Source organism: Psychrobacter sp. GTC18467, assembly GCF_055397455.1.
Genome location: NZ_AP038920.1, coordinates 2,562,708 through 2,575,307, shown reverse-complemented (window position 1 = coordinate 2,575,307; position 12,600 = coordinate 2,562,708). Strand labels below are relative to the sequence as shown.

Here is a 12,600-nt window from a genome sequence, read left to right as displayed (position 1 = left end):
ATGAGTATATTATTTGATGAAGCTCTAGAAGCTCTTAAAGAAGTTAGAGTATTAAAAGATGAAGAGACTAAAGAAGTAATAGATCATTTTATTAGCTCCTTTCCAATACAGACTAGTGGTAACGGTAGAATTGATTGGGACAAGATCGATAATAAAGTTTCGTTATCGTCTATTCAAGAAATCAAGACTCAAGTAGATTTTGGCTTAACTGAGAAATGTCTAGTAATCTGGAACGATGAATCACATCCAATTTTGGAAACAACTATTGGAAATGTAATTCATGCATTTGACGATGTTACCGCTGTAAGTTTTGATACGTGGATATTTTTTCCAAAAAGTAATAACGTGATTGAAAATCTTTCTTCTAGTCTAAAAATGACCACGTTTTTTTAAATGTGTATATTATATATCATCTAAAAGATTAATCATTTTGAAAAAGTTACCTCATTTAGAATTGCAGCGTGCCTTTGAAAAATATTTTTAGATTGGATGAAGTTAATGAATAGCTTGCATACATTTTTATTATTAAAATCATATCAATAACTCTAACTACGTACTAAAGTTATTTTTAAAACTTTTATCACAATCATCTATTATTAATAATAATCGGATAAGAAATAGTCCGTGGTGCAGTTGGTGGTGTGGTCCGTACCACCTCCGTCACAGGTTTTCCTGTAGCATTCAGTTCTTTAGCGTCTCAAGCTGCCGTCACCCTCATCAATAACCAAGGAAATATTAGTAAAACACTGAAGCAGTTAGCCAGCAGCGCTGCCATTCGCAATATGGCAACTGCTGCGTTAACGGCTGGATTGACAGCTAATCTGAATATTTCGAATATGACTAATAGTAATTTCGCTAATGAGCTTATTCAAGGCGTTGTTAAAGGGGCAAGCAATGCAACTATTGAGTCAGCTATTGGTGGTACTAGTTTCCAAGACGCACTAAAAAATAATTTGATAAACGCTTTTGTAGATATGGGGGCTACTCAGGTTGCTGGACAGATTGGTGGTCTTGATTTCTCAGATAGTAAATTTGTCGATGGTCTATCTAGAAGTATCGTTCATGGTATGGCAGGATGCATAGCAGGGCAAGTAACGAGTAAAGACTGTGGTTCAAGGGCAATGGGTGCGGCACTAGGAGAAGCTATTGGCATTTACATGACTAACTCCAAGCGTCAGTACATGCTTAATGACAAAAATGAGTTAATAAGCTTTGTTAGTGCTGCGGATGAACAGATTATTCTCGATACATCAACCTTAATTGTTGCTTCAATAGCTGGTGTTTATGGACTGGATGTTAATGATGCTGCTCAAGGCTCTAGAATTGCAGTTAAAAATAATGCTCTACAAGTAGCAGCAGCAGGAGTGTGTGGACCCGCTGTAGTAGCTTGCGGTGCTATAATTGTAGGTGCGTCAGGAGCTGTTTATCTGATGACTCCACAGGGGAAAAAATTAATAGGTAATACTATTGATTCAGCTGGAGATGGAATAAAAACGGGCACCAAAAACGTACAAAACTTTATGAAGGCTATATTGTCTTCTGATGGTCCGAAAACAGGTAATGATAATTTAGATGATGTTTTAGAAGGCGCATCCGCATCTGATCAAGGTGGCAAAGGCTATAATTATCCTGGTACTCAGGAAGACTTAATTAAGGACTTAAGTAATATCGAAGGTGCAAAACAAAACAAACGTAAGGATGGCAGCACTACAACTATTTTACCAGATGGAACTAAAATTGATACATATCCAAGCAGAACTAGTACTGGTAAACCAGGTTGGTCAATTACTAAACCTGGAGGTAAAAAACCAAAATACAAAGGAGATACTAATTAATGTATTATTTAAAGAACAGTGATCAAGAATACTTCAGTGAGTTTTGGAGGCAAGAGAGAAAATATCTCACTGAAGTTGATGCAAAGTTACTAACGGTGGATGAAGCAAATAATCATCCATTTAACGATTTGTTAAATAGAGGGATTAATGATGCTAAACCTTATTTAAATACTGATTACAATTACTTTTGCATTCCTTATGAGCTAGATGAGGAAATAGATGGGGAAAGCAACCTCTTATCAGAAAAAGTTATTTCTGATCTAATAAATGAAAACCTATCAGGAAAATTCTATATTGCATCTACAGATGCCGAGCTTTGTTGCTTCGGAGAATGTAACTATATAGATGAAAAAATAATTTGGAATTTTTCATCGCCACATTTAAACACACCTTTCTTAATTTTTGATGATAATAAAGAATTTTTTGCCTTAATAGATTACGACTTACCTTTACAAATTATCGGTTATAGAAAAAATATAATAGATAATAATCATTATATTAAAAACAGAGTTGGTCAAAGTGGCTGGAACAATATATTTGGCAGATATAATCATTACAATAAATTATCTTATATTTTTAAAAATTATTATGAATTCCTATTACCTAAAGAAATTGGTAGAGTTTTAGACTCTAAAACTCTACATTCTTTCAAATGAATACCTATATACACATCCGTATTAAAATATGTAAGTACAATTAAGAAGAACAAGTTAAAAGTTTTACTTCGTAGATACTATAAGAAAAAGCGAAATTAAGAGCCTAGCTTTGATGCTTTGAAAGGTTGCTGACTTTTAAGAACCGCTTGAGCAACGGATAATTTCGTTCTCAAATAAGAGTTGAGTTTAAGAAAATCACAAATAACCTGTATGAAAGTTCGAAATCTAAAACATGCAAATAACTCTGGTAAATGACCAGAGTTATTTGCATGTTTTAGATCGATCACCGATTATTAATAATAATCGGATAAGAAATAGTCTGTGGTGCAGTTGGTGGCGTGGTCCGTACCACCTCCGTCACAGGTTTTCCTGTAGCATTCAGTTCTTTAGCGTCTCAAGCTGCCGTCACCCTCATCAATAACCAAGGAGATATTAGCAAAACGCTTAAGCAGTTAGCCAGCAGCGCTGCCATTCGTAATGTGGCAACTTCTGCGTTAACGGCTGGGTTAGGTACTAAGTTAGGTTTTAGTAGTAGTGTTAATGACACTTTTGAACAAAAGCTGTCTAGTGCTATCGGTAATGGTTTTACAAAAGCGGTTGCTGATGCTGCTATCAATGGCATAAGCTTTGAAAAATGGTTTACGTAACTCGCTAGTCGATGTATTTGCTGCTGAGGCTTATAGTGGCTTTGTTAAAGATTTCGACACTAATAATTTTGCCGATAATCTGGCGCACAAATTAGCAGCCGCTGGTGTTGGCTGCGTGGCTGCTAGTGCCAAACAACAAAGCTGTGATGCTGGGGCTATTGGAGCAGCAGTTGGTGAGATGCTGGGAGATTATTTAGTTGATGATCCAAATGCTTTAAGTGATATACAAAGACAAAAAATCATCGATACGGCTAAATTACTTGCAGGGTCAGTGGCATTATTGACTAACGTTGATGTTAATACAGCAGCTAATAGTGCTCATATCGCAGTTGAAAATAATTCAGTAGCTAAAATTGTAGTAGCTGTTTTAAAAATTGGTAAAAAAACAGTAGAAATAGCGGCTAAAAATGGAAAAATAAATCTCAGAGATCTAAAAAATGCTTTTAAAAAAGAAGGGATTGATACATATGACAATTTCGTAACTTTAGCTGATGGTCAATTAACTGTGGCCGATGCAGAGGCTTTAGTCAGTCTGATAACTGGTTTCGATATCCCTCTACGTCAAGTTAAAATTGACATGATAGTAAAAAAGAGAGGCGTAGCTACAAATCCATACCAATACAGTGAGTTATTAGATATAGTCAGCAAAAAAGGTTATGAAGCTAAGACAATTGAGAAAACAAAAATATTTGTTAACAATAAAGGTAAGCCTAAGTTTTTAATCAGATCAAACACTAGTCATAGTGGTGATGTATTTAAGGGTTTCAACGATCAAGCTTCAGCTCTTGCAGCAGCTAAAAGTAAATCTAGCAAGGCATTTCAAAGAGCTGGGAGTTATGATATACATTTAAATAGGGTAGCAGACTAATGAATTTTAAGTTTTACGGAGTATCAAGATTTAAAGATAGCCAAGAAATTAGCGAAGCAGAATGGACAGATATTTCTAACTTTATCGAAAATTTTGGATTTGAAAATATCAATGTGTATCTATCTATTGAAAACAATTTTATAGAATTTCTAAGAATGTTTTATATTGATGGTTCAATAACTCCTCAGGAAAAATATGGTATAAGTTTACTAGCATCTTGTATAAATATATATGATTTAAAAAATCTTAATGAAAAATATTTTTACGGTTTAGAAGATGTTGAAACAAGGCTACACGCATTGGCAAAATTGAATATTAGCTATTTAAATGAAGACGATTTAACTTTTTTGCTTAGATGCTGGGTAAGAGATTTATGCTCAATTCATTTTTTTGAAGTTAGTACAGGTAGTTCATTGAGATCATCAGATGAGAGCTTTACTTTTACTATGATGTTGCGTGAAGATATAGAAATCTCAGATATATTTGAGCCAGTTAATAATGTATATATACATGAGTCTTTAGATCCAGATAGATAAATATCAACATGGTATTATTAGCTTATAATAGACCTCGTATAAAAGCGCCCTCTCATTGACTTCAAATAAAGAAGTTTCAATGCCAAGTAGTGAGTCATGCAAGAGGTCTAATATCTAAAGTAACAACTTCCAATCAATTATTAATAATAATCGGATAAGAGATAGTCCGTGGTGCAGTTGGTGGTGCAGTCCTTACCACCTCCGTCACAGGTTTTCCTGTAGCTTTATCTTTAATCCAAATATCAGCATAGCTGTCTTTACTCATCCACGCCGTACCGATATCAGTAACGAAGTCTAATTGATAGTTTTTATTCGCCTCAGCATTAAAGGTAAGCTTAGTCGGCTGAGTATAATGCCCTGCCATACGGTAAGTAACGGTTAATGTGTGTTCACCCACTGTGATGGGATAAACCTTATCCCAAGTTGCGCTATACGCTTCCTTTTTGCCTTTAGGAACGCGCTTGCCATCAATATCAATAATATAGGCAATACGGTCGCCGACAAGAGCCGTATGTCGCGGTTCCATCTTACCCATAATCGTCGCTGTGGCACCTGAAACTGGCGGTTGATAAATCAGCTCGCTTGGTAGCTCATTAACATTTTTCATGCTCATACAAGCCGTTAATAAAGGTAGCGTAAACGCTAGTGCATACAACTTCATAAATTAATCTCAATAGAATTCATTCGTTTTACGCCATTCAACATATAACTAACAGCTTTAATTTTTAACTAAAAAATAGTTTAATCACAGTTTAGTAGATTATTTAAAATCACAAAGTAGATTTATTAATATTTTTTATGAATTTTCGGTATACCCTATTTTTTTAAATTAAATTAATGTTGACTTTATTGTCAGATACATTTATCGTTCGCAAGATACAATTATTAATATTTCTGTAACATATTATATAGTAACGGTAAATAATCATGAGATTGAATACGTTAATCACACTGTCAACCGCCAGTATTGGAATAGTTTCTTCATTTGCCACAAGCATGGCATATGCTGACACTGATAAGGGGCAGAAGTGGTTAATGTCTCAATCTCAAAGTCCTAGTAGCGCTATAGCTCACTCTCTGCAAACTGAGCAAGAAATGAGCCAAACTCTTAAGCTACTGCAGTCTCAAATAAAATCTACTGACTTAACCTCAGCACTAACTGTTGAATCTAGTACAGAAGGTCTAGTACGTCTTGCTTTATTGGCTTATCACCAAGAAAAGACATTGCATCCTGCATGGCAAAAGCTGACAGATAATCAAAATATCGATGGCGGCTTTGGTCATATGAGCGATTGGCAATCTAATCCGCTTGACACCGCTTTTGTATTAATTGCTTTATCTGAAACCAATTATCTGTCCGATCTTGATGCAACCACTCTTAAGCTTTGGCAGTCTCGTATCAACAAAGCTCTAAGCTACCTTGCAACTCAGCAGCACCAAGATGGTGCTTACAAAATTTCTCATTTAGATAACTTATATACCAGTAGTTATGTTCTGTCAGCATTTACACCGTATATAAAAAATCAAGGTCAATACATTAGCAATGTACAAAATTTGGTGAATTACCTTGGCTCTAGACAAACTGCCCCCGCGACTTGGTCTACCCAAGAAAATGAAAAAGGATTGTTTTTAGATGCGTTAGTTGCAGAAAGTCTATATCCCTACCAGGACAGTAATCACCAAGCTGCCTTTCGTACCAATTTTAATAATCGCGTATTAGCATTACAGGCTGAAAATGGCAGTTGGCAGGGTGATGTCTATGTCACCTCTTTAGTGCTACGGGCATTGAACAAGCTGTCGCAGCCAGTTGTTAATCCCATTACCTCAGCCATCAGTTTATCAACATTAGATACCGAGACCTTATTACCTTTAAGCGAGGTAGCATTGACTGCAAGCAGTGCCAACAGCGCTCAAGATATTAATATTATCAGCGACAGTGATGGCAATATCATTATACAAAACGTAGCTGCAGGAAATTATACATTTACGCTTAGTAAGGAAGGTTATGCCAGTGCTCAATTCACTCTACGTTTGCGTAAAGGTGAGCAGGTTAATTTAGGACAGGTTAAATTAAGCCGAGCCTCAGCCATTGCTAATGGTCAGATACAAGGAACGGTCACGGATAAGCTGTCAAACAGCTTGATTGCAAATGCGATGGTCACTTTGGTTCTTGTTGATGCCGATGGTAAAAAGCTAAGTAATTTTGAGCCTATTGTCACGAAAACTAATAGCCAAGGTGCTTATCAGATTACATTGACAAAAGAGCAGCAAGAGGTCTCAAAAGGGCGATTTGGAATAGACATTCGTGCCGAAAACTACTTAGCGGTTCAAGGCAGCGGTATAGCGCCAGCAGGTGGTGTTACCTTATTTAGTCCTCAACTGATAATCACTAGCCAACCGCAAGCAGTCTTAGTCGCTCAAGCAATAGATGATAACGAAAACCCTCTAGCTGGCGTCGTTTTTACTAATGAAGACAGCAAGCAAACAGCGACGACAGATGCGTCAGGTAAAATCAGCATCAACAGCTTGGAGGCTGGAACACAAATCTGGCGATTAAGTAAAGAGGGATATCAAAACACCTCTTTTAACTTTGTAGTTGAAGATGCCGCAACTTATGATGTGGGAATAATCACTTTAAAAAAGACGGTGCTGTCGGATCCAAATGATCCAAGCAGTGAGCCACTGCCTGATCTCACTGGCAACTTTACCATTGCACCAATCGATGCCACAACTAAGCAAAGCATCCAAGGGTTTAAGGTCGTAGCAGAGAGACTAGATAACAATCAAGTGGTCCAAACCCAGTCTTTTGTCCCCAGTGATAATTTAAATATCGCTAACAAGCTAGAGTTGCAGTTGCCAGTTGGCAGATGGCGTTTAACAATATCGCACCCAGCCTACCGCTCGTCCAGTCAGACTTTTGATTTAAATAATGACAACACGCTTGATTATGCCCCAAGCTTAGTCATTAATCCTTATGCGGTATCAGGGTCAGTAGTAGATTCGCAAACCAATAATCCCATTGCAGATGCTCCTGTCGTGGTATTTAATAATGATACTGACCAAAAGATTTATACAGGTAAGACAGATAGCGGCGGTAGATTCACTCTTCCAAGTAATTTAAGCGCCGCTAATGTTCGCGTTGAAATTAGCCCTGCTTTATATCTACCCACCACTCGCCATATAAACCGCCAAGCTGATTTCACAACCAACGTTGATATGGGAGAGATACGCCTACGCCCTAAATCTGCTGATGTCGTATTGCCAGATCTAACTTTAGCTTCTATAGACAGTACAAGTTTATCAACAGACCAACAGCGTCTTATAACAACAGGAACGCTAAAAGCAGTCATTGAAAACAAGGGAAATGCAGATTTACTAAATACAGATGTGAGCGTAATCGCGTTTATCGATGCTAATAACAATCGGCAGTTCGATGAAGGTGAACAGATTGTTGGCAAATTAAAAACAAAAATGTTTTTAACTCAGGGCGCAACCGAAGCGATTGATATTATGATCAATGCTAAGGTGAATTTTCGTGATGCACCAATTGCCGTTATGGTCGATAGCGAGCAACAAATTGCAGAAAAAAGTGAGGATAATAACGTCAGGCTCACAAGTGATGGTGTTGAAATTAAGCCCCCTGTAGGAACGCTAGAGGCTGAGGTGGCATGGCATCATGGTAAAAGTGCTAACTACCCAGAAGGAGAGCCGCGTTCTGGGATAAATTATACTTCACCTATAGCAATACCATTATTAGATACAAATGGCGATGGCGTTATAGGAGCTGGAGATGCTGCAGCTATTATTTATATCACTGAAAATGGGGTACTAACGGCATTAGATGGTAGAGACGGAAGTGTTTTATGGGAGCGCAGTAGCTATCAACCTAACTATTATTATCCTTTTGTGTCAGCTGCCGATATAAATAATGACGGAATACCTGAGATTATAGTAGGAAAAACAAATAACCAAATTGATATCTTAAATAATCAGGGAGAACTTATTCGAACAGTATCTATTCCTGCAGGAATGAACTCAAATCCAGTTGAAATAGCAGATGTCAATCAGGATGGCTTCTCTGACTTGGTGACAAACTCAGGCTATTATACATTTGAGACTGATACGTGGACAATTTTTAGCAATAAAAACACTAAAGCTTTTTATCCTCCAGTTATTGCAAAGCTTATAAAAGACAGTTCAGGTAATCAAATAGTTTCAGGATTAGATGTTTTTGATAGTGATGGTAGTCATCTATTTTCTTTGGAAGGAGTATCAATAGGAAGTAGATTTATAAGTACAGCTGCTATCGCTGATATAAATGATGATAGTTATCCAGAAATTATCACCACTTCAGCAGGCTACATCAATATTAATAACGGTCAAAACGGCAAACTAATACGACGTATTAAAATGACTAGTGGTTCTGAGTCTCCAGCACCGACTGTTGCAGACTTCAATGGTGACGGTAAACCAGATATCGGAGTTGCTGGTGCAAATGCATATGATACTTTTAATGCCGATGGTAGTCTAATATGGTCAGTCAAAACACAAGATACGTCTTCACAAGTTACTGGATCAACATTATTCGATTTTAATAATGATGGCAAAAAAGAAGTAGTCTATGCTGATGAAGTTCGTTTAATGATACTTGATGCAGAAACTGGCAACTTAATACTTGAGATACCTCATACCTCTGCGACGTGGATTGAATATCCCATTGTTGTAGATGCTGATGGTGATGGTCATGCAGATATTATTTTTGGATCAGCAAGCTATGGAAGGTCTTACGATAATAAGGTATACAATGGGATCCGCATGATCTCTAGCAAAAATAAAGACTGGGCTGATACCCGCAATATCTGGAATCAGTACAGCTATCATGTCACTAACATCAACGATGATTTATCTGTACCAAAAATTGAGCCTAACAGCTGGGACATACACAATACCTATCGCGCTAACTTGATTCCAGGAGTCAACGTTACAGCTGCTGCTGATATAACCGCCTCTTATCTTCAAATTAAAGATAACGGCAGTAGTGCTGCCAGCCGCTTTACTGCTCGTATTGGTAACGCTGGAGGAAAGCCGGTTTCTAAAGGCACTCCCATCAGCTTCTATAGACTCCCTAAAGGCGCTAACGACGGTCAAGCCCAACTTATTGGCAAAGTCACTCTTACAGACTCACTAGCCGCAGACAGCTATGTTGACCTAAGTATCGATTACACTCCTGAAAGTGGCAGCCTTGCCGACTTTGGCGAACTTATCGTCATTGCCAACGATGCAGGGGCGGGTATTGAAAGTGCTACAGGTATTCCAAACCCAGTCACTCCTACAGACCCCGCTTATGATCACGGCGTCATACAAGAATACACCCGTAGCAATAACATGGCTCGTATTGCCGTCACAGGCAATTTTACGGCGTTCAGTCTTGCAGGGAGTACGAATAAGACTGCCTATACAGCCAATGACAAAGTGACTATTACAGCGTCGCCCACGAACTTAGGCAGCTTTCCTACCTCACCGAGTATTCGTGTCAGCATCGTTGATAGCGCAGGTAACCTCATACATCGGTTTAATGATAATCCTGTAGATTTAAATGTTGCCCTTACCAATATTGGCAACCCCCCAGTGAACAGTGCCAATATCTTAAACACTTGGAATACTCAACAAAGCCCCACAGGAAACTACAAAGCGCGTATTGAACTGATTTATCAAGACAAAATCGTCGCGGCGGTAGATAAAGATTTCGCCATTGTCGCTGATGTTGAGCTATCGGCTCAAACCAATAGCCAATTGTCGGTTAATAAAACACAGTACCTTCCTACTGACCTAGTTCAGGTTCACTCGCGACTGATAAATACTGCCAGTAATGCTATGGCAGGACAGCGTGAGGTAACGCTGACCGCTACCGATCCAAGCGGAAAGCTCATTTGGACGCAATCATATAGCCATCATGAACTAGCACCAAACGCTATTAAAGACCAACACTTTAGCATCCCTCTTGTAGATGCCGTTGCAGGTGATTATCTGATTACCAGCGCTACAACAGCCAGTGATGGCAATCAAGCTGAACAAATATTAACCCAATCATTCAACGTGCTTTCAGCGGCGCAGTCAGGCTTTGGTGTATCGGGAACACTAACTGGCGCCGCTGAAATAGAAGTCGGTGATACAGTAAACTGGCAATGGACGATTAATAATTCAAGCAAAGAGCAACTCAAAGACGTACCATTATCCATTGCCTTATTTAAAGAAAATGACCCAAAGCCATTTAAAACCTTAGCACTATCATCGGTAAATATTGGCGCTGACAACACCATCTCAGGCAGCTTGCCTTGGGCAAGTTCTGGTATGGATGGCGAACGCATCACGGCAGTCTTGTTAGCAACATTTAGTCAAGAAGAAAAGGGCTTAGCGCAAGCTCAAGTATTACTCACGCAGCCCCCAATTCATGTCACCATTGATAACCGTAAGCAGTTGAGCGACACGCTGCTGATTTATTATGACTGCGTACCAGGATGGCAAGCCAACAACCAAACGTTTAAATATGGCAATCATTATGGTGGCTATAAAGAAAGCTGCCTCGATGAGCGTGCAGCCGTATTAACACCTTATTTAGACCGAATAAATATTCCTTATAAGCTGGTCGCGACTCCTGATCAGTTCACCAATGAAATGCAAAGTGGCAAATATGCTCAATATTGGCTGCTTGGAAGTACCAGACCCCTATACTACCACGCTCAGCAAGAGCTCATTGAGCTTGCCTACAGTGGCGACAATCTATTGATAGACAGTGCAATGAACGGTTCGGCTAATCACGAGCTTTATAGCCTTGCAGGGGTGAAAAGTCAGGGCATCTTAAACATTGGCTCCAATATGCTCACGCTTATAGACCAATTTGTCGCGCCGCCTAGCGACAATGTCATTGCTAACGCTAAGCTTAGCGTGACGACGCAATACAAGAACAAACCTAATAACGGCCATTGGGTGCAGCGATTCTTCCTCACAGATCCTACTAAAGCTCAAGTTTGGGCAACCGTCAGCAGTCAGTATAACGGCGGTAATCAGCATCAAGGCAACTTCAACCCATCTCAAAGCACCGACTATCCTGCCATCGTCAGTCAGCGCTACGGCAACGGTATGCCCATAGCGACAAGCTTTGATGTCATAACCAGCCTAGATTTAGCCACCTCAGCAAACATCGCGCCTTATCCTGATAGTCAAAGCCATGTGAACGCACAAGAACTTCATTGGGACAGTATTTTGCAAAAAATACTAACCTCAAGGCGCCAGACAATCAAAGCAGATTATGTTCCTAATGAAGTCATACGTCTGCCTATTACATTTGAAAATACAAGCAGCATAGATAAGCGCATTTTAATCAGTGTAGATTTACCTACAGGCAGTCAATGGCTCGGGTATAAAGGCGGTGTTGATGATGTCATCAAAAATGACAAGGTGGTGAATTACCAAATTGCTTTAAAAGCCAATCAAAGCATTAGTGACGTAATTACCATAAGGCTTCCAAACACTGCTGGTGCGCACCCTGTTCGGCTGACTGCCTCAGACGTCACGAATGGCAGCCAGAACGCCGCAATTATGGAGCAATTTGAAGCCCGCTATTTGGTCAGAGATATTGACGCGCGCCTTAACCTCATTCAAGAGTATTTGATTCATTGGCAAACGAACAGCCAAAACACAGGAGGAAACGCCAATATAGCCACTAAGCTTAAAATCATTAAGATGCATCGAAACAACAACAATCACCAATTAGCCCTACAAGAAGTTGCACGACTTGGAGACACCTTGTCACGTCTGCAGACACGAGACCACTCAGCAGAGCTGCATCAGTTACGCTTCGAGCTAGATGAGCTGCTAAGAGCATTACAAATAGAATGGTATTTGGCTCGCAGCTAAATATCACAAGCTCAAACAGCAAACAATAAAAGTAGATAAATCTAAAAAATAATGATTGTAATCGTCTTTAAGGCATAACTATGACCCTCTTCTTTAGACCAAACCCGCAAACTACAACTTCTGATTGTGCAACCAAATTGA

The 12,600-nt window shown here is 39.0% G+C and carries 8 protein-coding genes; 7 read left to right on the top strand and 1 reads right to left on the bottom strand.

Annotated elements, in window-relative coordinates:
* From ACZ5XY_RS11370 to ACZ5XY_RS11345, 6 genes are all read left to right on the top strand, one after another.
* On the top strand, positions 1-393 hold the full coding sequence (locus ACZ5XY_RS11370; RefSeq protein ID WP_464741748.1) for a CDI toxin immunity protein: 393 nt from the start codon (positions 1-3) through the stop codon (positions 391-393).
* 248 nt (positions 394-641) lie between these two features.
* Positions 642-1,835, top strand: a complete 1,194-nt coding sequence (locus ACZ5XY_RS11365) for a DUF637 domain-containing protein (protein ID WP_464741746.1) — start codon at positions 642-644, stop codon at positions 1,833-1,835.
* Positions 1,835-2,491: a hypothetical protein gene (locus ACZ5XY_RS11360; protein WP_464741744.1), complete on the top strand. Its 657-nt coding sequence runs from the start codon at positions 1,835-1,837 to the stop codon at positions 2,489-2,491. Before ACZ5XY_RS11365 ends, ACZ5XY_RS11360 begins: the two co-directional genes overlap by 1 nt.
* A 338-nt stretch (positions 2,492-2,829) precedes the next feature.
* A complete protein-coding gene (locus ACZ5XY_RS11355) occupies positions 2,830-3,138 on the top strand; it encodes a DUF637 domain-containing protein (RefSeq protein ID WP_464741742.1) in 309 nt (102 codons plus the stop codon).
* A complete protein-coding gene (locus ACZ5XY_RS11350; protein ID WP_464741740.1) occupies positions 3,119-4,006 on the top strand; it encodes a VENN motif pre-toxin domain-containing protein in 888 nt (295 codons plus the stop codon). Before ACZ5XY_RS11355 ends, ACZ5XY_RS11350 begins: the two co-directional genes overlap by 20 nt.
* A complete protein-coding gene (locus ACZ5XY_RS11345) occupies positions 4,006-4,542 on the top strand; it encodes a hypothetical protein (RefSeq protein WP_464741738.1) in 537 nt (178 codons plus the stop codon). The genes ACZ5XY_RS11350 and ACZ5XY_RS11345 overlap by 1 nt, the downstream gene beginning before the upstream one ends.
* A gap of 133 nt (positions 4,543-4,675) precedes the next feature.
* Here the strand turns inward: ACZ5XY_RS11345 and ACZ5XY_RS11340 are convergent, their stop codons facing one another.
* Positions 4,676-5,203 carry a hypothetical protein gene (locus tag ACZ5XY_RS11340; protein WP_464741736.1) on the bottom strand — a complete coding sequence of 176 codons (528 nt, stop codon included), beginning with the start codon at positions 5,201-5,203 and terminating at the stop codon, positions 4,676-4,678.
* A gap of 266 nt (positions 5,204-5,469) precedes the next feature.
* Here ACZ5XY_RS11340 and ACZ5XY_RS11335 point away from each other — a divergent pair, with 266 nt between their 5' ends.
* The gene (locus ACZ5XY_RS11335) at positions 5,470-12,459 is read left to right on the top strand and encodes a carboxypeptidase regulatory-like domain-containing protein (protein WP_464741734.1); all 6,990 of its coding nucleotides are present in this window, start codon (positions 5,470-5,472) and stop codon (positions 12,457-12,459) included.
* The last annotated feature ends 141 nt before the right edge of the window (positions 12,460-12,600 follow it).